The sequence below is a fragment of the Novosphingobium sp. genome (genome assembly GCF_039595395.1).
In the GTDB taxonomy this organism is placed as follows: domain Bacteria; phylum Pseudomonadota; class Alphaproteobacteria; order Sphingomonadales; family Sphingomonadaceae; genus Novosphingobium.
The window spans coordinates 965,674-988,698 of the sequence record NZ_JBCNLP010000006.1 but is presented as its reverse complement, the minus strand read 5'-3'; the positions used below and the strand labels follow the sequence as shown (position 1 = coordinate 988,698).

14 protein-coding genes and 1 pseudogene are annotated in these 23,025 nt (G+C 63.5%); 12 read left to right on the top strand and 3 right to left on the bottom strand.

The features are described from left to right. Both ABDW49_RS24260 and ABDW49_RS24255 read right to left on the bottom strand, forming a co-directional pair. On the bottom strand, positions 1–1,221 hold the full coding sequence (locus ABDW49_RS24260) for an efflux RND transporter periplasmic adaptor subunit (protein ID WP_343616000.1): 1,221 nt from the start codon (positions 1,219–1,221) through the stop codon (positions 1–3). 345 nt (positions 1,222–1,566) lie between these two features. Further along, positions 1,567–2,754 carry an MFS transporter gene (locus ABDW49_RS24255; protein WP_343615998.1) on the bottom strand — a complete coding sequence of 396 codons (1,188 nt, stop codon included), beginning with the start codon at positions 2,752–2,754 and terminating at the stop codon, positions 1,567–1,569. Positions 2,755–3,386: 632 nt separating this feature from the next. Between ABDW49_RS24255 and ABDW49_RS24250 the strand changes: the two are divergent. Then, a pseudogene (locus ABDW49_RS24250) lies at positions 3,387–3,643 on the top strand (amidohydrolase family protein); the annotation flags it as partial. Further along, complete coding sequence (gene hutH, locus ABDW49_RS24245; protein WP_343615996.1) at positions 3,640–5,169, top strand: histidine ammonia-lyase; 1,530 nt, start codon at positions 3,640–3,642, stop codon at positions 5,167–5,169. The pseudogene ABDW49_RS24250 and the gene hutH, both read left to right, overlap by 4 nt. 123 nt (positions 5,170–5,292) lie before the next feature. Here the strand turns inward: hutH and ABDW49_RS24240 are convergent, their stop codons facing one another. Next, positions 5,293–6,198, bottom strand: coding sequence for a LysR family transcriptional regulator (locus tag ABDW49_RS24240; RefSeq protein WP_343615991.1), 906 nt, complete (start codon positions 6,196–6,198; stop codon positions 5,293–5,295). A 171-nt stretch (positions 6,199–6,369) separates the two neighbouring features. On the opposite strand from ABDW49_RS24240, the gene ABDW49_RS24235 reads away from it, so the two are divergent. From ABDW49_RS24235 to ABDW49_RS24190, 10 genes are all read left to right on the top strand, one after another. Next, positions 6,370–7,029 (top strand): thiamine pyrophosphate-binding protein, encoded by a 660-nt coding sequence (locus tag ABDW49_RS24235; protein ID WP_343615988.1) that lies wholly within the window; start codon positions 6,370–6,372, stop codon positions 7,027–7,029. Next, on the top strand, positions 6,939–8,090 hold the full coding sequence (locus ABDW49_RS24230) for a thiamine pyrophosphate-binding protein (RefSeq protein ID WP_343615986.1): 1,152 nt from the start codon (positions 6,939–6,941) through the stop codon (positions 8,088–8,090). Before ABDW49_RS24235 ends, ABDW49_RS24230 begins: the two co-directional genes overlap by 91 nt. Positions 8,091–8,156: 66 nt before the next feature. Beyond that, on the top strand, positions 8,157–10,316 hold the full coding sequence (locus ABDW49_RS24225) for a TonB-dependent receptor (RefSeq protein WP_343615984.1): 2,160 nt from the start codon (positions 8,157–8,159) through the stop codon (positions 10,314–10,316). 14 nt (positions 10,317–10,330) lie between these two features. Further along, positions 10,331–11,539: an MFS transporter gene (locus ABDW49_RS24220; protein ID WP_343615983.1), complete on the top strand. Its 1,209-nt coding sequence runs from the start codon at positions 10,331–10,333 to the stop codon at positions 11,537–11,539. Positions 11,540–12,113: 574 nt separating this feature from the next. Then, positions 12,114–12,659 (top strand): hypothetical protein, encoded by a 546-nt coding sequence (locus tag ABDW49_RS24215; RefSeq protein WP_343615981.1) that lies wholly within the window; start codon positions 12,114–12,116, stop codon positions 12,657–12,659. 261 nt (positions 12,660–12,920) lie between these two features. Further along, positions 12,921–14,756 carry a beta-L-arabinofuranosidase domain-containing protein gene (locus ABDW49_RS24210; RefSeq protein ID WP_343615980.1) on the top strand — a complete coding sequence of 612 codons (1,836 nt, stop codon included), beginning with the start codon at positions 12,921–12,923 and terminating at the stop codon, positions 14,754–14,756. 55 nt (positions 14,757–14,811) lie between these two features. After that, entirely contained in the window at positions 14,812–17,019 is a 2,208-nt protein-coding gene (locus ABDW49_RS24205; protein WP_343615978.1) for a glycoside hydrolase family 3 C-terminal domain-containing protein, read from the top strand. A gap of 281 nt (positions 17,020–17,300) precedes the next feature. Beyond that, on the top strand, positions 17,301–20,312 hold the full coding sequence (locus ABDW49_RS24200) for a TonB-dependent receptor (RefSeq protein ID WP_343615976.1): 3,012 nt from the start codon (positions 17,301–17,303) through the stop codon (positions 20,310–20,312). Between the two features lie 72 nt (positions 20,313–20,384). Beyond that, on the top strand, positions 20,385–21,938 hold the full coding sequence (locus ABDW49_RS24195) for a tryptophan halogenase family protein (protein ID WP_343615974.1): 1,554 nt from the start codon (positions 20,385–20,387) through the stop codon (positions 21,936–21,938). Between the two features lie 24 nt (positions 21,939–21,962). Further along, positions 21,963–22,895, top strand: coding sequence for an ROK family protein (locus tag ABDW49_RS24190; RefSeq protein ID WP_343615972.1), 933 nt, complete (start codon positions 21,963–21,965; stop codon positions 22,893–22,895). Positions 22,896–23,025 lie beyond the last annotated feature (130 nt).

Here is a 23,025-nt window from a genome sequence, read left to right as displayed (position 1 = left end):
TCAATCCTGCTCTGCGTCGAACCGGATCGCGCCGGCCTGAGGGGTGATTGGAGCGCCGGGCTTGACCACTGGAATGCCGTCGATGACGACCCTGTCCTGCGCGCTCAGGCCGGAGGTGATGACGCGCAAGCCCCCGCGCAGATCGCCGACAGTGACCTTCTTCTGAGCGACCATATTGCCCTTGCCCACGACATAGACGGCATGATCACCCTGATCGGTCAGCACTGCCGCATCGGGCACCAGCAGCGCGGGCCGCGCGCCAGACACCGCCAGACGGACCCGCCCAAAAGCGCCGGGCGTCAGCGTGGTATCAGCATTGCTCAGCGTAGCGCGGGCATGGATCGTGCCGCTGGCCCGGTCGATGCTGTTGTCCAGAAAATCGAGCGTGCCCTGCCTTGTGAAGGCACCATCGCCGCCCAGCGCCACCTCGACCTTGTTGGCCAGAGCGCCCTTGGGCCGGTCCCGCTGGAAGGCGGCGTAATCGGCCTCGCTCATGTCGAAGTTGAGCCACACCGGATCGATCGAGACCAGCGTGGTCAGCAGGGTGGTCGGGCTGGTGGCGGCGCGGCTGCCCGCCACCAGATTGCCCGCCGAAACCAGATGCGTGCCGATCCGTCCGGTGAAGGGCGCATAGACGCGGGTCTTTTCCAGATCGAACATGGCGTCATGCAAGGTTGCGCGGGCACCGTTGACGGCGGCCACGGCGGAAGCCTTTTCAGCGCGCCTCTGATCGACATTCTGGGCCGATCCGGCATCGCTGGCTTTGAGCTGCTCGGCGCGGGTAAGTTCGCGCGCGGCCAGCGAGAGGCGGGCATTGGCGGCTTCCAGTTCAGCGCGGGCCTGATCGACCTTGATCTGGTAGGGCACCGGATCGATCTGGAACAGCAGGCTGCCGCGCTGAACGACCGAACCATCCTTGAAAGTCACCGCCTTGAGCGTGCCGCCAACCTGAGCGCGGATCTCGACCTGGCTGGTTGCCGCGAACTGGCCAAGGAAATTGAGGCGCTGGTCGATGGGGCGCTGCAGGGGAGCGCTGACCGACACGGTGGGCGGCGGCGGTGCGGCCGGGGCCACCGTGGCAAACAGGCTGGAGCCGAATTGCCCGGCGGCGACAAGCACGGCAATGGCCGCGCCGCTGGCCAGCCAGACCCTGGCGCGGGATCGCGGTTGTTCACCGATGATTGCGGCATCATCCGCGTCGAGTTCTTGAATCTGGTTCATGATTTCCCCTCTTCGGAAAAAGCGATGACCGGCATCGCGAGGCACAGGACTTCGCTGCGCGCCTCGCGGGTCGAGAGCGGCAGGTGGCTTGGAAGGCAGCGGGAAGACGCGTTTGCCGGAGAGACGGCATGCCTGTGGGCAAGCCGTCACCGGGAACCGTGATCTTCGAATGGAGTATGTTTTGAAACATGCCTATCATGTGATAGGCTGATCGCGATGTGATGCATCCGGGCAAGGATGTCAATAGCAATCTATCAGTAGATAGACAATTTGAACGACGAATGCAGGTCACGCACAAAAATGGCCGGACTTTCGCCCGGCCATCGTCTCTGAAACAGCTTGGGATCAGGCCTTGGCGGCAACCAGAGCGGCAGCGGGCGCCTCCGCCCGATGGTTGGCGATGGCCCGGTGCGCCGCCTCCGCCGCGATCAAACCGCCGCCATAGAGCACAAAACTGACCCAGCCGATGTTATGCGCCCCGACAAGACTCAGCCCCGCCGCACCGATCACCCCGGCCGAAGCGACACCGAAATAGGTCGCCGACGTGTTCAGCCCCAGCACGATCGAGGCCGCCGTGGGCATGGCCGAGACCAGCCTGTGCTGCTGCGCGGCCAACTGCCCCCAACTGTTCGCGCCATAGAGCACGATCACGACGATCGCGGTGGGCAGCGAGGCTCCGGCCCAGGACAGCGTGGTCATCACCAGGATCAGCGTCACCAGCATGGTGTTGAGGATGCGCCGCGTGCCAATCCTGTCGATCACGCGCCCTCCCACCAGGTTCATCACCGTGCCTGAGGTCCCCCACAACACCAGCAATGCGCCCAGAATCAGCGGATTGCCGCCCGTCGCGCGGTCGAAAATCACCGCGAAATAGGTGTAGACCGCGAAGTTGCCGCACTGCACCAGCAAGGTCGTCAGCAGCGTGAGCCCTATGCGACGATCCGCGAAAGGCGCCATCCGCTGCTGCAGCGTGATCGCCGGCGGTACGGGAATGTCCTTGAGGAAGGTGGTGATGCCCAGAGCCGTCACGATGCTGATCGCCGAGACAAAAATCATCGTATAGCGCCAGTCGCCCAGCCCGCCGATCACCGTGCCGATCGGCGCGCCCAGCGCTGTCGAGGCGGTGAGCCCCGCGATCACCACCGACAGGGCAAAGCCGCGCCTGTCCGCCGGCACGATGCTGGCTCCGGCGCCCGTCGCAGTAGGGGCGTACATGGCGGCGCCCAGACCGGCCAAGGCCCGCGCCGCCAGCGCAAAAGCGAAATCCGGCGCATAGGCGGTGGCAAGATTGGCAAGAATGAAAATGGCGAGGCCCGACAGCATCAGCCGCTTGCGCTCGACATGCGCAAGAATCGCCGCCGCAATCGGCGACAGCAGCGCATAGGCGATGGCATAGACCGTCGTCAATTGCCCGGCCGCACCGATGCTGACGTGGAAATTGCGGGAAATTTCCGGCAGCACGCCGGCAATGACGAAGCTGTCAGTCCCCAGGGCGAACATGCCCAGAGCCAACATCAGAAGGCGACGATCCATGGCATGCTCCTGCCTGTCAAGAGGATAGCCGGGCAGTTTGTCCGGCCAGATGCGGCTTGCCGATACAGGGCCTTGATGCGCCGCGACGCCATGGCCGGGCGGGTCCTTGCATGCGGCAAGCGAGATGATTGAGTAACCTATCAGTCGGTAGTTACGATGCGCCATTAGCGTCGGAATGCGTCGCACGTCAATGCCTATCTATCGATAGGATTATTGTCACACATATTCGCGCGAAACCCAGCCGGATCACACCCGTCAGAACGACCAACAACAGGGCAACGCGAGGGCATGGTGTTCCGCCCTGTCGGCGCCAACCGCGGGCAGCAGCGCCTTATCGAGATGCCAGGCGAGCTTCTCCCGCGTCGCGGCAAAGCGGACGATCAGACAGTTCCATGATGTCGATGGCGGGGCTTGTGTCACCATGTTTATGTCTATACATACTCCCGACGCCATGCAACCGAGTCCATGCCAATCAGGGAGCGTCCCGGCCATGCCAGCCGACCCTTCGCCCAAACAAGCCGTCCGCCATCGGCTGTGGGGCGATGCCCGCCTGCGGGCCATGGCGGGCAAGGAATCCATGGCCGCCACCCATGACTCGCTCAATGTCACGCGCGAAACGCATCTGCGCAGTGTTGCGGGCGGCGGGTGTATCGATGATCATCGCAACCGGCTGCAATCCGGGCAGTTCCCCCTCACCTCGCTGCTGCCGGCGATGAACATGGGGATCACCATCAACGCGGCGCGAGCCCTGGGCATGGCCGATAAGACCGGCTCGCTGGACCCCGGCAAGCGCTGCGACCTTGCCATCCGGGATGTCGAACATCCCGCCGAACGTGTCTACCGCATGGGGTTGAATCCGCTCCATGCCTGCATCTGGAGTGGATCATGAACGAGATCATCCTCACCCCCGGCGATGTGCCGCTGGCCCACTGGCGCGCCATCTATCAGGGGAGCCCGGTCAGGCTCGACCCGGCGGCGGCCCCGGCGATTGCGGCCAGCGCGGCGGCGATCACCCGCATTCTGGCCAAGGGCGTGCCAGTCTATGGCATCAACACCGGGTTCGGCAAGCTGGCCAGCGTGAAGATCGCCGACGATGAGCTGGCCATCCTCCAGCGCAACATCGTGCTCAGCCATGCGGCGGGCACCGGCGCCCCCAGCCCCGTGCCGGTGGTGCGGCTGATGATGGCGCTGAAGCTCGCCAGCCTCGGCCATGGCGCCAGCGGCGTGCGGCCCGAGACGGTGGCGCTGCTCGACGCCATGTTGATGCGCGGGCTGACGCCGGTCGTGCCCTCGCAAGGGTCCGTGGGGGCCAGCGGCGATCTGGCGCCGCTCTCGCATATGACCGCGACGATGATCGGCGTGGGCGAGATCGAGATCGATGGAGCGGTGCTGCCCGCCGTGGAAGCCCTCGCCAAGGCCGGGCTGGGGCCCATCGAGCTGGGCCCCAAGGAAGGGCTGGCGCTGCTCAACGGTACGCAATTCTCCACCGCCAATGCGCTGGCCGGGCTGTTCGAGGCCGAACTGCTGTTCCAGTCGGCGCTGATCACCGGGGCGCTCTCGACCGAAGCGGCCAAGGGCACCGATGCGCCCTTCGACCCGCGCATCCATCTGCTGCGCCGTCACCCCGGCCAGATGGAAGTGGGCGAGGCGCTGCGCACGCTGATGCAGGGCTCGGCGATCCGCGCCTCGCACCGCGAAGACGATCCGCGCGTGCAGGACCCCTACTGCCTGCGCTGCCAGCCGCAGGTGATGGGCGCCGCGCTCGATGTGCTGCGTCAGGCCGCCACCACGCTGACCACCGAGGCCAATGGCGTCTCGGACAATCCGCTGATCTTCCCCGAGACCGATGAAGCGCTCTCGGGCGGCAATTTCCATGCCGAGCCGGTCGCCTTTGCCGCCGATATGATCGCCATGGCCATCTGCGAGATCGGCTCGATCGCCGAGCGTCGCGTGGCCATGCTGGTCGATCCGGCGCTGTCGGGCCTGCCCGCCTTCCTCACCCCGCGCCCCGGCCTCAACTCCGGCTTTATGATCCCGCAGGTCACCGCCGCCGCGCTGGTCAGCGAGAACAAGCAGCGCGCCTTTCCCGCCAGCGTCGATTCCATCCCCACCAGCGCCAATCAGGAGGACCATGTCTCCATGGCCGCCCATGGCGCGCGCCGTCTGATGGAGATGGCGGCCAATGCCACGGCCGTGCTGGGCATCGAACTGCTCGCCGCCTGTCAGGGCGCCGATTTCCACACAGGGCTCACCTCCAGCGATGCACTGGAAGCGGTGCGCGCCGCCACCCGTCGCGTGGTCCCCGCGCTGGAGGACGACCGTCATTTCTACCCCGATATGGAAGCGGCCAACCGCCTGATCCGCTCGGGCGCGATTGTCGCGGCGGCGGGCCTGTCCCTGCCGGGCATCGCGTGACCGCCTGACTGGCAATCCATCACGCGGAGGTCACCTTGCCGGTGGCCTCCGCGCATACCCGCGCCGGATATCATCGCAACATCCGATCCCGCCCCGCACGTTCCGGCGCCGCTTTTCACCGCATCAGGCGCTCACCGCCTGACGTTGCAGCACCTGCGTGGCAATCTGCGCGAAGGCCTGCACGGAAGGAGAGGCTTCGCTGGTTCGTCGCCGCCGCAGGCCGATCTTGCGATGCCCCGCTTCGGCCACAGGAATGGTGCGGACAGGCGCCAGCCAGCCGCGCGCCGTGATGCGATTGACGAGCGCGACAGCCCCGATCCGGGCAACCAGACGGTGCGTGAGCGCCACCGAATTGGTCGACAATGTGCGCTTTGGCCAATCGACACCCGCGTTCAGAAACATGGCCTGTGTGTGAGCAAAGGCCGAGCCTCCCGGACGCGGCACCACCCACAGCTCCTCCAATGTCTCGGAGAGCTTCAGGTGTTGGCGCGCCATCAGCGGGGAGTTCTCATGAACGGCCAGCAGAAATGGATCGGAGATCAGCAGCTCCTCGGCGATGTCGGGTGAAGCATTGGGTTGCCCGACCGAGGCGACGACAACATCCAGCTCGCCGGCGATAAGGGCCTCATTGAGCGGGCCGTCCAGCCCCTCGATCACCGAAATCGACAATTGCGGCAAGTCCGCCAGCAACACCTCCAACACATCTGGAATGAACTGCTCCACCAGGCTGGGGGTCACACCAACCGCCAGCGGACCGATCCGTCCCCGGCGCAGCAGCATGGCCTCTTGATCGGCGTGATCGAGCACGGAGCGGATTTCTCGTGCTCGCCTGACCAACGCAGCGCCCAATTCATTGACGACCGCCCCCCGCGCATTGCGGATCAGCACGGGCGCACCAAGACGCTGCTCCAGAACGGCGATGCTGTTCGAGAGAGCCGGTTGCGACAGGTTGAGAGCCTGCCCGGCAAGGCTGAGCGATCCCTGTTCATGGATGGCGAGCAGATGGGTGAGGTGGCGCGGGTCGATCATGGCTTCCTCGCTACGGCGGTGCTTCAGATCGAGGTATCACTCATATTTATACACCATGCAAATCATACGATTTGATTGAATATCACTTCTCCAGCAATTTCTTCCCACCGCCAGGATGGAGATGGGCTGCGAGCACCCGCCTCCCTCGCGCCGAAACATCGAAAGCCCGTTATGCCGGATCACGACGACCTTACCCACGTTTCCATGACCGGCGCCGAAGCGGTGGTTCACATTCTGCGTCATCTCCGCATCACCGAGGTCTTTGGTCTGGCCAGCGGCAAGCTGTCGCCGCTGTTCAAGGCACTGTCCGCCTGTGACGACATGCGCTTCACCGGCGTCCGCCATGAGGCCAGCGCTGCATTCATGGCCAGCGGGATCGCGGCCTCCACCGGCCGCATCGCGCTGTGTCTTGGCGAAACCGGGCCAGGCGGGCTCAATCTGCTCAGCGCGCTGGGCGGGGCCTGGGCCAATCATCTCCCGGTGCTGGCGATCACCTCAAGCAACCCCTCTGCCATCATGCACCCGCACCGGGGCGGTTTCAGCTCGACCGACAATGAGGCGCTCTATCGCCAACTGACGAAATGGACCTGCCGGGTCACCATCGGCGAGCGCCTCCCCGAACTGTTCCACCGTGCCTTGCGGGAGGCCCTGAGCGGTCGCCCCGGCCCGGTGCATCTCGATATTCCGGCCGAAATTCTGGGCGGTACGTTCCGCTACAGCCGCGCCGAGCTGGATGCCCCATGGCCAGCTTCATGGGCCGTCCGCCTGCCCCTCATGCGCGGGATGTGGCGCAGGTGGTCGATCTGCTACGCAATGCAAAGCGCCCTCTGATCGTCGCAGGCGGCGGTGTGGCCCGGTCGGGGCCTGAGGCCTGCACCCGCCTCGTCGCGCTGCTGGAGAGGATCGGCTGCCCCGGCATGACCACGCAGATGGGACTGGGTGTCATTCCTCAGGATCACCCTCTCTGCCTGGGTCAGGGCGGATTTGTTGGGGGGCCTGCCGTGGTCGAGGCCATGCAGCAGGCGGATCTGGTGCTGGCCTTCGGCTGCCGCTTTTCCTCCTTCATGTGGGTGGATGGCCCGCCCAAGTGGGATGACCGCCCGACGCGCAAGCTGGTGCAGATCGACATCGATCCTGCCGCCCTGGGCCAGACCCTGCCCTTGACCCTTGGCCTCACCAGCGACGCGGCTCTGGCGCTGGAGGCCCTGCTTGAAGCCCTGACCGATATCGAACTTGCCCCGGATGCGGATTGGTTGCCCGGCCTGGTCGCGAAGCGCGACAGCGCGCGCGCAGCCATCGCTCTGGCCGATATCGACGGCCAGATGCATCCCGGAGCGCTGGCACAAGGCATTGCCCGCCACATCCGTTCCGATGATCTGGTCACCTTCGATGGCGGCCACACGAGCTTCTGGAGCAATGAGTTCACACCGGCCCTGAGCCCCTCCACCCGCTTTCACGAACCCGGCATGTCGCATCTCGGCTTCGGCCTGCCCGCCGCTTTGGCGATGGCGCGCGCGCATCCCGACCGGCGCGTCTTCTGCCTGACCGGAGACGGCGCTTTCGGTTTCACCCTGCAGGAGTTGGACACCGCCCGGCGCTATGGGCTGAAGGTCATCACCGTCATTCACAACAACGCCAGTTGGGGCGTGATCCGCGCCGCCCAGCGCAAGAATGGCTTCGAGATCGGCACCGATCTCGAGGGCACCGACTATGCCGCCATCGCCCGCGCCTTTGGCTGCCATGGCGAGCGGCTGGAACGAGCGGAAGACCTTGATGCCGTGATGGCCCGCGCCCTTGCCGCCGAAACATCGGTGGTGATCGACGCACAGGTCGCCTGGGCACCGCATCCCATGTTCCCAACCTTTGGCCGGAGCACCGCGCACCGGCTGTAACCATTCCTGACCGTCAATTTGCCCCCACAAGCCAGCACAGAACAGGCCGGGGAAAGGGAGAAGATCGTGCACATCACCATCCGTCGAACTCTGGGATTCAGTGGCGCATCTGCGCTGGCCGTCTGCCTTGCCTCGGCCGCGCAGGCGCAGGAAGCCACCCCGCCGGCACCCGGCGTCGCCGATATCATCGTCACCGCCCAGCGCCGCAGCGAGAGCATGCAGAAGGTGCCCATCGCGGTGACCGCCGCCAGCGCGGAGAGGCTCAGCCAGATCGGTGTCGCCTCCACTTCGGACCTGACAACGCTGGCGCCTGCCGTCCATGTCTCGACGGGGCTTGGCGGTGCCTCCATCGCCATCCGCGGCGTGGGCGGCACCGGGTCGGGCGCGGATGAATCGGCCAATGCGGTCTATATCGATGGCGTCTATCAGCCCTCCCCCACGGCCTCGCTGTTTGCCTTCAACAACATCCAGCGGATCGAGATCCTGAAAGGCCCGCAGGGCACGCTGTTCGGGCGCAATGCCAGCGGCGGGCTGATCCAGATCATCACCCCCGCCCCTTCCGCCGATACCAATCTCAAGGCCCAGATCGGCTATGGCAATTACGACACCGTCACCGCCGGGCTCTATGCCACCACCGGCATCACCGACAATCTGGCGATCGATGTCTCGGGCAATTACAACCATCAGGGCAAGGGCTGGGGCAAGAATCTGACCACGGGTCAGGATGCCTACAAGGGCGAATATGGCGGGGTGCGCAGCAAGCTGCTCTGGACCATCGACAGCGGCACCAGCCTGACCCTGGCCGCGATGTATTCGCATGCCTATGCCCCCAATCTGCAAGGCGGGGCGCTGATCCCGGGCGAACTGACCGTGGTGGGAACGCCGGGCTACAACGGCTTCTACAACACCACGACCAACAATGATCTGCGCACCGGCACCGATCAGCAGAACTATTCCGCGACCTTCAAGCATGATCTGGGCTTCGCCACGCTGACCAGCATCACCAGCCGTGATTTCGTCCATTTCCGGCTGACCACCGAGAAGGATCTGTCGCCGGTCCCGCTGCTCAACCTCAACATCAACAGCCTGAGCTATTCCTGGACCCAGGAATTCCAGCTTGCCTCCAACGGCGATGGTCCACTCAAATGGACCCTAGGCGCCTTCTATTACGGCAATGAACTCAAGACGGTGCCGGTTCAGGTCTCGGGCCTTGCCGTGGCGCCGCTGGCCTATGCCGACACCTTCTCCTGGGCCAACACGCAGAGCTTTGCCGCCTATGGCCAGGCCACCTATGAGATTGCCAAAGGCACCCATCTGACCGGTGGCCTGCGCTACACCATCGACAAGCGCCATATCGATTTCGTCACCACCATCAGCGATCCCACCGTGCCCGCCACGACCTATCCCCGCCAGTCGCTGGAGGACAAGAAACCGAGCTGGCGCGTGGCGCTCGACCAGCAGGCGACGCGCGATGTGCTGCTCTATGCCTCTTATAGCCGGGGCTTCAAAAGCGGGCTGTTCAACGCCACCAACCCCAACCTGCCCTCGGTGCGCCCCCAGACGGTGGATGCCTATGAGATCGGCCTGAAATCAGACCTTTTCAGCCACAAGCTGCGCGCCAACATCGCCCTGTTCGACAATGAGGTGAAGGACATCCAGATCCGCGGCATCCCCAACGGGCTGACCACGCCGATCTTCTACAATGGCGCCAATGCCTCGTTCAAGGGCGTGGATCTGGAGCTGGAAGCCGCCCCGGCGCGCGGGCTGACGGCGCAGGCGAACCTGTCCTATCTGCATGGGCTCTATGGCGCGGGCTTTACCAATGCGCTTTATTTCACCCTGCCTGCCGCGCCTGCCGGTGGTCTGATTGCCTCGGTGGGCGATGCCAGCGGCAAGGTGCCGGTGCTGGCCCCCGAGCTGGTGCTGAGCCTTTCGGCGCAATATGCCTTTGCCACACCCATCGGACGCACCACGCTGGCGGGCTCCTACAGCTACAATGACGGCTTCTTCTTCGATCCCCAGAACCGCGTGCACCAGCCCGCCTATGGGTTGTTCAACGGATCGGTCACCGTCGAGATGTTGCCGCGCATCAGCGTGAAGGTCTGGGCCGAGAACATCGGCAACAAACACTACTATTCCGACGTTCAGCCCGACACCTTCGGCGATGCCTATTTCCCGGCGGCCCCGCGCACCTTCGGCGTCACCCTGTCCTATGCGATGCGCTGAGGAGCCCCTGCCCCATGACCTCTCGCCCTTCTGAAACCCCATCCGAAATCGGCGTGGCGCTGATTCTGGCCGCCTGCTTCGGCACGGTGATGCTCGACCGCATGGAGCAACTGTTCCTTGGCCCCGATCTGGAGCGCGGCCTCCATCTTTCACCCAGCCAGATCGGCCTGCTGGCGGGCGCCGTTTCGGTGTGCTGGGCGCTGTCCACCTTTGTCTTCGGCATGGTCTCGGACCGGGTGGGGCGCAAGCGGGTGCTGGTGCCTGCGATGGTGGTCTTTTCCCTGCTGTCATGGGTATCGGGTCTGGCCCGCAATTTCGAGGAGATGCTGTTGATCCGCGCTTTGCTCGGCCTCGCGGAGGGGCCTTGCTGGTCGGTCATCATGGCCACCATGGAAGACCTCTCGACGCCCGAGCGGCGCGGGCGCAATGTGGGCATCGTGGTCTGCGCCGGGTCACTGGTGGGTTCGACCATCGGCCCGGTGTTCGCCACGCAGATCGCGGCCCATTTTGGCTGGCAGACGGCCTTCTTCGCGGCGGGTATTCCAGGCCTGATCCTGGCGATCGTGGTTGCCCGTCAGGTGCCCGAACCCTCGCGGAAACCCCATACCGCCCGCGCCAGCCTTGCCGCGGCCCGCGCGGTGCTTGCCTCGCGCGATCTGTGGTTGTGCTTCCTGGCCGCGCTGATGCTGACTGTGTGGATTTTTGCCTTCAACACTTTCGCCCCGCTGTTCATGAGCCAGACCAAAGGCTTTTCCGGCACGCAGATCGGCTGGATTCTGGGCGCTTCGGGCCTTGGCGGCTTCCTCTATTGCCTCACCTGGCCCGCCCTGTCCGACCGGATCGGACGGCGCCCGGCTCTGCTGACGGCGGCCGCGATCGCCACAGTCCTGCCGCTGGGCTTTCTGCTGCCGGGGCTCGATGCGCGACTGCTGGCCCCGGTGGCCATGTTGACTTCGGCAGGCCCCGCCATTGCCGCGCTGGCCATGGTGCTGGTGCCCATGGAATTGGCACCGAGCGGGCAGACAGCCACCGCCGTCGGCTTCGTTTCGATCGGTGGCGATGCGCTGGGCGCCACCCTCGGGCCTGTATTGGGTGGCTATCTGGTCGAGCGCTTCGACCTGACCGCCCCATTATGGCTCGCGGCAGGAGCTGGGGCAGCCATCATTCTGGCCTGCCTGTTCCTGAGTGAAACGCGCCCTCGTCTACACACCCGATCCGTTTGAGAGAGAACGGTTTACGCGTCTTGCCCCGCTGACGAGGGACCCTTCTGTCCGATTCAACGCCAATCCAGAAAGCGCATCTCGGACACATATCATATTCAGATACAGACCTGATGCAGGCTCATTCCGGATCCTGAACGGCAAAGAGCGCTTCAATCGGCCCCTCTACGGAGGAAACACAACTACACCGATGGATCGACATCCCGCCTTCCTCTGCACAATCCGACCAGTTGGTGGCCTGTCCGGCAGGACTATCTGATCGATGACTATCAGTTTCGCCTTGCCGGCGCCCGCCCGCTGCGCGTGGACCTGAGAAGCGGCCAGGTCCGGTTGCCGACAGGCTTATCCGATGCGCGTTTCCCGGGCGGATCCGCAACCGTTCTGGGCCTCACATTGGATCCTCGTCGAAGCCTCGCCTCCATCTCCTTTCAAGCTTTGGCACAGGATGTCGTGATCGGGACACTCGCCGGAACTTTGATCCGCCAGGGGATGTCAAGGGCTGCAATCGGGCGGATGTTAGAGAATGGGAAAGGCCCGCAAGCTATCGTCACATTGCAACGAGCACATGGATTCTGACATGACCCGATCATCGAGACTGTGGCTTGCTGCGGCCTTGTGCCTGCCGTTTTCCGCGCCCGGTCTGGCGGCCACCGCGCCGTCTGTTTCGGCTGAGCAGGACAAGGCCCAGGCCATCGCGCGCGTGGTCGAGATCATCAACCGTCCCGTCACTCATCTGGCACGTACAGATGAGGCCAGCCTGTTCTCTCCCGGCTGGTTCCATGAGGGTGCCATCAAGCCTGACTTCGCCAATGTCGATGTGCGCGCCACGCAGGAATTGCCTTACAAGGATTATCGCTGGGTCACCTCAGACCTCAACCCCCAGGAGATGTTCATCGCGAGTGCGCTGGAGTTCAACGCGATGACCAAATATTTCTATCAGGACCGCTCATTGCCGAAACATCGGCTGAGCCAGGACGATATGGTCGAGATAAACGCCCTCTATCGACGTATCGCCACCGACGAGCATGCTATCGCCATGCATCGCTTCGAAACCGCAGGTCTGGTGGCTGTTTTGCTGGCCGTTGCGGCTGCGTTGATCGTCGCCTATCGGCGCGTTGCCTGAACTCGATCCTGCCCCTCGTTAGCATGCTCTTTTTGTCGGACATGATTTTTCCTCATGTCTCTGAGCAGTGGCGCTCGTCAATTAAAAAAGAAATTTGCGTTTTTGAACTGATCACGTAAATTGCTGAAGCAAGATGATGAAGTCATACACCATAAAGTGATTCTTGAACATCTTTTCCGAATTTTCAAAGACATATAAGAGACCAATCCTGATAGGCGGGCAGCACGGTTCCTACCGTTAGGCAAAGTGGGAGGGGGTTACGTGATCATCGACAGACGTGGCATGCTGGCCGGAGTCGCGGTCACGGCCAATTTTACTCTGACAAATCGGGTACATGCAACTGCCGCAGCAGCATCCGCCACGCTGCTTGACGAGCCCGATTATGGCGATGTGACCTTGCTTGATGGCGGCGTCCGCCAACAGGTCGACCAAACCCTCGACGCCGTGATCAACATGAGCGACGATGCGCTGCTGCGGCCATTCCGCGCCGCCGTCGATCTGCCTGTCTCAGGCCCTGCGCTGGGCGGCTGGTATGATCCCGATCCCTCTTTCAACCCGCCGGGCAATTTGACGGGCTATATTCCCGGTCACAGCTTCGGTCAGTATATGTCGGCACTGGCACGCGGCTATGCTGTGACCGGGGATCAGCGCGCGCATCAGAAAGTCGCAAGGCTGGTCGCTGCCTATGCGCCGACCATCTCGCCCAAATTCTATGCCAACTATCCTATCCCGGCCTATACTTACGACAAGTTGATGATCGGCTTGATCGATGCCTTCCGGTTCACCGGCAATCGGCAGGCCTTGCAACTCATCGCCCCCACCACCGAAGCCGTCTTGCCTTATCTTCCGGGCAAGGCGCTGGACCGCGCCGTAACCCAGGCGAATGCCAGGCCCAATGTCGCCTTCGGCTGGGACGAAACCTATACGCTCGCGGAAAATCTCTATCTGGCAGCCGAGATCGGAGCCGGAGACCGCTTCCGCCGGATGGCACCAGCCTATCTTCTGCGGGAGAGCTACCTCGATCCTCTGGCCGCCGGACGCAATGTGCTGGCCGGGCGCCATGCCTACAGCCATGTCAATGCGCTGGCCTCGGCCATGCGCGGCTATCTCCAAGAGCATGATCCTGCCCTGCTGGCCGCGGTGCGCAATGGCATGGATTTCGTCAGAGATCAGAGTTTTGCCACTGGCGGCTGGGGCCCTGACGAAGCCTTCGTCGAAGCCGGTTCGGGCCGCCTTGGCGCCAGCCTGAGCGGTACGCATCGCACCTTCGAGGCGCCCTGCGGCACCTATGGCCATTTCAAGGTGGCGCGCTATCTGATGCGCGTCACGCAGGACAGCCGCTATGGCGATGGCATGGAGAAGCTCTTCTACAATGCCGCGCTGGGCCTGCTGCCCTTGCGCTCCGACGGCGTCGGCCAATATTATGCCGACTATAACGATATCGGCGCCAAATCTTATTATGAATCGAGCTGCCCCTGCTGCGCCGGTTCGATCGGCCAACTCACGGCGGACTATGGCATCAGTGCCTATCTGCGTGACGACAAGGGGCTTTTCGTCAATCTCTACACACCTTCCCGGATGGTCTGGCGCAGGCATGGAGAGCCGCTGCTGACATTGACCCAGCACGGCAATTATCCGCTCGAACCCACCATGGCGCTGCACATTGAGGCGCCGCGCCCGGTGGCCATGGCGCTGCGGCTCCGCATTCCGGCCTGGGCCGGGCCGGGGACACGGGTGTCGGTGAACGGGCGAGATGTTGCCAGCGTTACCTCCGGGCGCTTTTTGACCATCGCGCGGACATGGCAGACCGGGGACAAGGTCGATCTGCGCTTCGATCTCCCTCTGCGCCTGGAAGCTGTCGATGCCCAACATCCCGACCGCGTGGCGGCCGTTTACGGCCCACTCGCCCTCTTCGCGACCGGCGACCGCTTTGCCCTTCACCATCAGCGTGATCTGATGCAACTGCGACAGGTCGCCCCGGCTGCTGCCGAGTGGACCTTGCACGACGCAACAGGCACGACGGTGTTCAAACCCTATTTCGCCCTGGGTGGCGAACCGGCGCGCCTCTACCAACGCAGCATCCTCGACGCAGCCTGAGCGCCGCGTCTCCTCCCCATCAATCCAGCCGCGCAAGAATACCAATCGGAGAACAATGGTGAAGTCGATCCTGCCTGCCGCAGCCATGCTTCTGGCGACCAGCCTGTCCTCAAGCCTGTCCGCACAGACAGCAACCGCGCAATCCCCCGTGGACGCGCGGACCGACGCCCTGATTGCGCAGATGACGCGGGATGAAAAGCTCACGCTCGTCTTCGGCCTGTTCGGCACCGATGATGCCAACCGCAACCATTATGCACGCCCACCGCTGGCGCTGGATGGATCGGCGGGTTTTGTGCCGGGCATTCCACGGCTGGGCATCCCGCCGCAGTGGCAGACCGATGCTGGGGTGGGCGTGGCGACGCAGGGCGCCGCAAAGGAGAAGCGCCTGCGCACCTCCCTGCCCGCCGGGATCGCCACAGCCGCCAGTTGGGCCCCGGACATGGCCCGCAAGGGTGGCGCGATGATCGGAGACGAGGCCAAGCGCTCGGGCTTCAATGTGATGCTCGCGGGCGGGGTCGATCTGCTGCGTGAGCCGCGCAATGGCCGGGGCTTCGAATATGGCGGCGAGGACCCGCTGCTGGCGGGCATCATGGTCGGTGAGCAGATCGCCGGCATCCAGTCGAACGGCGTCATCGCCACGATCAAGCATTACGCCCTCAACGATCAGGAGACCGAGCGCGACGGCACCAGCAATGTGCTGATCGATCACGGCGCGGCACGCATGTCGGATCTGCTGGCCTTCCAGTTCGGCATTGAACGCGGCGCGCCCGGCTCGGTGATGTGCTCCTACAACAAGGTCGATGGCCTGCGCGCTTGCGAGAATCCCTTTCTGTTGACGCAGGTGCTGCGCCATGATTGGCACTGGCCGGGATATGTCATGAGCGACTGGGGGGCGACCCATTCCACGGTGCAGGCAGCCGTGGCCGGGCTCGATCAGGAGTCAGGCTATCCCTTTGACAAGGAGCCCTACTTCGCAGAGCCGCTGAAGAAGGCCGTCGCGAGCGGTCAGGTGAGCGAAGCCCGCCTGACGCAGATGGCGCGGCGGGTTCTGCGCGCCATGGTGGCCAATGGCCTGCTCGACAAGCCGACCAGCGATCAATCCGCCAGCATCGACTATGCCGCGCATGCGCAGGTGACCCGCGCGGATGCCGAGGCCGGGGCGGTGCTGCTGCAGAACAGGAACAGCCTGCTGCCGCTGGGGCCGGGCATCCGTTCCATTGCCATCATCGGCGGCCATGCCGACAAGGGCGTGCTGGCCGGGGGCGGCTCCTCGGCGGTCTATCCGCGCGGCGGCAATGCGGTGCCCGGCCTGACGCCGACCTCCTGGCCGGGGCCGGTCATTTACGATCCCTCCTCTCCGCTTGAGGCGATCCGGAAGCTGGCGCCCAATGCCACGATCCAATTTGCTGACGGAACGGACCCGGCGCAGGCCGCAGCCCTGGCCAAAAGCAGCGATGTCGCGCTTGTTTTCGGCACGCAATGGGCAGGCGAGGGCTTCGATGTCAGCCTTAATCTGGATGGCAATCAGGATGCGCTGATCCAATCCGTGGCGGCAGCGCAGCCCAAGACCGTGGTGGTTCTGGAGACCGGAGGGCCGATCCTGACCCCCTGGCGTGATCAGGTCGGGGCGATCCTTGAGGCGTGGTATCCGGGAACCGCGGGGGGTGAAGCCATCGCCAATCTCCTGTTCGGCGTGGCGAACCCCTCGGGCCATCTGCCGGCGACCTTTCCGGCGGATATTGCTCAACTGCCGCATCACGAGGCCCCGCATGGCGGCGATGTCACCTACACCGAAGGGGCGACGGTCGGGTACAAATGGTTCGAGGCGAAGGGGTTGAAACCGGCCTTCCCCTTCGGGCATGGCCTTTCCTATACCAGCTTCAGCGTCTCGGGACTTCAGGCCACACGCCAGGGCGCGGGTGTGACGGCACACTTCAGGGTTGCCAACAAAGGGCAGCGCCAGGGGGCCGTCGTGCCGCAAATCTATGTCGGCGCGGCTCCGGCTGCAGGATGGGAGGCACCCCGGCGGCTCGGAGGCTGGCAGAAGGTGACGCTGGAGCCGGGGCAAAGCCGGGAGGTCAGCGTGACCATTGATCCGCGTTTGCTGGCCCGCTGGGATGAGAAGAACCATCGCTGGAGGATCGCCGCCGGCACCTACACCATCAGCCTTGCGCAATCCGCGGCGGAAACGAACGAAAGCAGCAGCATCGTGCTGCCTGAACGTATCTTGCCGGTGGATTGGCGCCCGACCGATGGCGGATAGGAGCCATTCCGGGTGATGTTCGCCGCCTGCGTGACATCGAACAGCAGAGCAGGTCACAGCCTGCCATGCCGAAATATGCTAAACAAGAAATTTCTAAAAATATCTTCTACTAGAAAATAAAATATTCAATTGAGTTCTAATATTTCAAATAAATCTCGGACATATAATTATATTTTTAAATTGAATTTATTGTAATTGACGAACAACAAAGCGTCAGGCAATTTCATAAAGCAAATTGATTTTGCGATTCTTATAATAATTAAACAGGAGGGGGTTTACCCATGCAAACAAAGGCCGTCCGGTCTCACCTATTGTCATGCGCGGCATCCGCGCTGACCATCGCCCTTTCAGCACTACCTCCCGCCACGGCCAGCGCCGCCGATGCGCCTGCCGCCACCAAGCCGGATCAGCCCTCCGCCGCCGACATTGTCGTCACCGGCATCCGTGCCTCGGTGGAGCGGGCGATCAGCGTGAAGCGCAACGCGCCCAATGTGGTCGATGCCATTTCCGCGCAGGACATCGGCAAATTGCCCGATGCCACGATTTCGGACTCGCTTCAGCGCATTCCGGGCGTGCAGATCCGCCGCGACGCCGGCGAAGGCAGCACGGTCAATGTGCGCGGCCTGCCGCAGGTCGTGACGCTGATGAATGGCGAGGCTTTCTTGGGCGCCGGGTCGATCACCTCGGTCCAGCCCAGCTTCACCGATATTCCCTCGCAGTTGTTTTCCGGCGCCAGCGTCATCAAATCCTCGACCGCCTCGCTGTTGTCAGCCGGTATTTCCGGCACCATCGACCTGAAAACGCGCCGTCCTTTCGATCTGAAGCCGGGCCTGCATGGCGCTTTTTCGATGGAGGGTGCTTCGGGATCCTCGACGAAGAAGTTCGATCCGCATTTCAACGGCCTTGTTTCATGGCATAATGACACGGTCGGCCTGCTCATTTCCGGTTCCTATTCCAAGGACCATCTGGGCAATTCCTATTCGGGCATCGAGCGTGACTATGGTGGCCGCCTTGCCGATGAATCCCTGGCCAATGCCACCGGCTATGGCGGCTTCCGCTTCGACAATCCCAATCGCGGCACCACCGTGCCGGGCGGCATTGACGTGAACGGCAACGGCACGGCCACCGACACCTTCTTCTCGCCGCAGGCCCACACCGGCTGGAACCGCGTGACAGAGCGCGAGCGCATCGGCGCCAATGCCTCTTTCGAGGCCCATCTGACCGACCAGTTGCAATTCGTGGCCGATGGTTTCTACACGAAACAGAACCAGTATACCGGCACCGCCGGCTTCCAGATGCAGGCTGTCAACTGGCAGGCGGCGGACTTCGTGCCCGGCCTCAGCCGCGACACGGGCTCCACCATCAATGGCATGCACTTCAACACGGTGCAGAAGTACAATTACACGCTGCAAAACTTCGACAGCTATTCCGAAATGAACCGTGCCATTTCGGATTCCACCAATCTGAATGCGGAACTGCGCTACAAGGGTGACAAGCTGAAGCTGACGCTGCGCGGCGTTTATGGCAAAGCCAATTACAAGCTGGACAACAGCTACGCCCAGTTCTCGCTGTCCGATGGTACGCAGTGGCTCAATGGTATCGGCACCTATCCTGCCTCTCTGGGCGGCAATCGCATCTTCAATCCGCTGGGCTATACCTACAACACGCTGCCCGCGACGGTCGATTACACCGGATCGAACGTCAACTTCACCCTACCCGGCCAGTTGACCAGCGAACTGGGCAACAAGAGCGCCTATGCCCTCAAGACCATGTCGTCGGAAGGCAACCAGCGCTCGAACGCGGATATGAAGGTTCTGCGTCTGGACGGCGGCTATGAATTCGACGACCGCTTCAACGTCGAATTCGGCGCGCGCTACAGCGATCGCGGCACGTCACAGACCGTCTTCGACCGGGCCGCGCCGCTCTATGCGAACAATGGCGCCTCCAACCCCGCCGGCTGCTATGCCAAGTGGAAGGCCTTCGACGTTCAGATGAACGATCCCTCCTGCTATGCCACCAACAGCACCGGCCAGTATCTGACGGCGGGCCTGACGCGCCTGGCCACCGATCCCACCGTCTCCGGGCTGGTGAAGCAATACAACCTGCCGGTGGGCGGCGTCGGTTCGATCTATGCCATCGACCCCAATGCCATGCGCGATCCGCTGGCCTTCCAGAACGGCTTCTATCCCGGTAATCAGGAGTTCATCCAGCCGGGCGCGACCTTCTCGGTCGGGCTGAAGCAGTGGTCGGGCTTCGGCCAGCTCAATTACGCGGGCGAGATCGGCTCGATGCCCTTCCATGCCAATGCCGGCCTGCGCATCATCAACACCAGCCTGCATGTGATCCAGCACCGCTCGGGCGGGGGGCAGCCCTATGGCCTGCCCAATGTCGATGCCGGAACCATCACCACCGACCGCTCCTTCACGGACTTCCTGCCCGCCTTCAACGCAGCGCTGGACATCACGCAGAAGCTGAAGCTGCGCGCGGCCTTCTCGAAGAACATGACGCTGCTCAACCTCGACCAGTGGGGCGGCGGCCTGAATTTGAACTATGCCATCGACACCACCACCAATCCGCCGGTGTTCCATGTCGCCGGGGGCAGTTCGAACGGCAATCCGATGCTCGATCCGTGGCGTTCGAACAATTATGACCTGTCGCTGGAATATTACCTCGGCCGTTCCAATCTGATCAGCCTGGGCCTGTTCCGCATCGATGTGCAGAGCTTTATCCAGAGCGCGACCGTCATGCGCAACGACATTCCCGACCTCGACGGGGTGGTCCGCTCCACGGTGCCGATCACATCGAATGTGCAGGGCAAGGGCGGCACGCTGCAGGGGCTGGAACTGGGCGGCAAATATGCCTTCGATTTCCTGCCCGGCTGGCTGGGCGGTTTCGGTCTGGACGCCAACTACACCTATTCGGACTCATCCTCGGGCAATTACGACCTGTCGGGTGCGAAAGAGCCGTTCCACGACAATTCCAAGCATCAGATCAATGCCGCCGTCTGGTATGAGAAGTACGGCTTCCAGGCGCGCATTGCCTGGAACTACCGCTCCAAGCGTGCCGAACAGTCCGATTACGGCGGCATCACCGGCCTGACCCTGTATCAGGCCCCGACAAACTACATCGACGCATCGATCTCCTACGATGTGACCAAGCAGATCACCATCTTTGCCCAGGGATCGAACCTGACCAAGGAATCCGAGCACTATTATCTGGTCTGGCCCGATCTGAAGGCCTTCAACAATCTGTACGAACGCCGCTTCCTGGCAGGAGCCCGCATCAGGTTCTGATCCGGCGTTCCACCTGCCCTTCATCTGCGGGCGGCCTCATGTGCCGCCCGTCTTTTCCGGATCAACAAGACGATGCATAGCGCCAGCGATACGAACGCCGCCGCGCCCGGCGCCATAAGGTCGATTTTGATCGCCGGTGGCGGCACCGCGGGCTGGATGGCCGCCACCTATCTGGCAGCGCGCCTTCAGGGCACGGGGATTGCCATCACCGTTCTGGAATCCAGCACGATCGGCACCGTGGGTGTGGGTGAGGCCACCGTCCCGGCCATCCGCGATTTCTTCAAGGCCATTGGCCTGCATGATTTCGACGTGCTGCGCGCCACGGGCGGCACGCCCAAACTGGGGATTGATTTTGCCGATTGGGCCGGAGAAGGCAGCCGCTTCTTTCACCCCTTCGGCCTCTATGGCCTGTCCTCGCGCGGGGTGCCATTTCATCAATACTGGCTGAAACTGGCCCATGCCGGACAAAGTCGCGATCTGGCCGATTACAGCCTGTGCACCGAAATGGCGCGTTCCGGCACTTTCATGCTGCCGGTGGACAATCCGGTCAACGATCTGGCCGTGTTCGACTGGGCCGTGCATTTCGACGCCACGCGCTTTGCCGCAATGCTGCGCGATCATGCCGAGCGCCAGGGCGTCACGCGGATCGACGACATCATCACCCATGTCGAACTGGACGGCGAAACCGGCCATATCGCGCGGATCGAGACCCAAGGCGCGCTCGCCCTGAGCGCGGATCTGTTCATCGACTGCACCGGCTTCCGTTCGCTCCTTCTAGGGCAGGCATTGGGCAGCCCATGGGTGGACTGGACCGCCATGCTGCCCTGCGACCGGGCGGTGGCCATTCCCTGTGCCGCATCCGGCCCCTTCGAGCGCCCCTACACCACCAGCACCGCCCGCCGCGCCGGATGGCAATGGCGCATCCCGCTGACCAACCGGATCGGTAATGGCTATGTCTATGCCTCCACCCAGATCAGCGACGATGAAGCCGCCGCCACGCTGCGCGGCAATCTGGAAGGGCAGGCTCTGGCCGAGCCCAACCTCATCCGTTTCGGTGCGGGGCACAGGCAGCGTTTCTGGGCGGGCAATTGCGTGGGGATCGGACTGGCGGCAGGTTTTCTGGAGCCGCTGGAATCCACCTCGATCACGCTGATCCAGACGGGACTCGAAAAGCTGATCGACCTGTTTCCCGACCGCGCCTGCGATCCCGCTCTGGCCAGCGAGTTCAACCGCGCCACCACGCTGGAATATGAGCGCATCCGCGATTTCCTGATCCTGCATTATCACGGCAATCGCCGCCATGGCGAACCCTTGTGGGATGCCATGCGCGCAGCCCCCCTGCCGGAGAAGCTGGCGCACAAGCTCTCCTTGTGGCGGGCACGCGGCAAGCTGGTGCGCTATGAATGGGAGGCCTTTCTCGATCCCAGCTGGCTCAGCATGTATGCCGGTTTTGGCCTGTTGCCCCCGGCCCACGACCCGCTGGCCGATCACTTCACCGACGCCCAGGTCGTCGAGGCGCTGGACCATATGCGCGAGGCTATCAGGGCCGCCGCGGCCCATGCCCGCCCTGCCCGCGACTTCCTGGCCCGGCTTGCCGGCGCGCCCGCGCCGCAAGGCGTCGGCTGACACCCATTCATGGAGATAGTGCGAATGACACACCGCATAGCGGGCATCGAACTGGGCGGCACGAAATGCGTGGCCACGCTCTGCGATGACCAGCGCCGCATTCTGGACCAGACCATCGTGCCCACAACCAGCCCGGATGTCACTCTGCCGGCCCTGTCCGCCATTCTGGCGCGCTGGGACCGCAACACGCCCTTTTCGGCTCTGGGGATCGGCTCCTTCGGCCCCCTCTGCCTGACGCCGCACAGCAGCGAGTTCGGCCATATCACCGCAACCGCCAAACCCGGCTGGCGCGATGCCGATGTGCTGGGCAGCCTCTCTGGCCCGCACGATGTCCCCTGCCATTTCGACACGGACGTCAATGCCGCCGCCCTTGCCGAAGGGCGCTGGGGCGCCGCACAAGGGCTGGATGATTTTGCCTATGTCACGGTGGGGACCGGTGTCGGCGTGGGGCTGATCGTCAATGGCAAGCCCACGCGCGGGCTGGGCCATTGCGAACTGGGCCATGTTCGCGTGCCCCGTCTGGCCGGAGACACATGGCCGGGCCATTGCCCCTATCACGGCGATTGCGTCGAAGGGCTGGCCTCCGGGCCTGCCATCAAGGCGCGACTGGGGCAAACGCCTCTGCATGAGGTCACCGCGCAGGACCCGGTATGGACCAGCGTCGCCCATGCGCTGGCGCAGATGTGCCATGCCATGTTGATGAGTTGCGCCCCACGCCGCATCCTGATCGGCGGCGGCGTCGCCAATGGCCAGCCCCATCTGCGCGGCATGATCGAGGATATGGTCCGCGACAGCGTTGCCGATTACATCCCTCTGCCCGACCAGCTCTTTATCCTGCCGCCCGCGCTTGGCGATCAGGCCGGGCCGCTGGGGCCCATTGCGCTGGCCCTCGATGCTCTGGAAAGCGTTAAGCCCGGTTTCACGGTGCCGCCGATCCCGGTGACAGGGCATGGCTGAAGGACACCGCCCATTCGCCGGACAGAAAGCTGGAACCAAAGTTTCGGCAAAAACACCGCGAATAATTATTCCAAATTGACCTATTAATGAAGTCCATCCACCCTGCCACCATACCCGAATGGGAAAACAG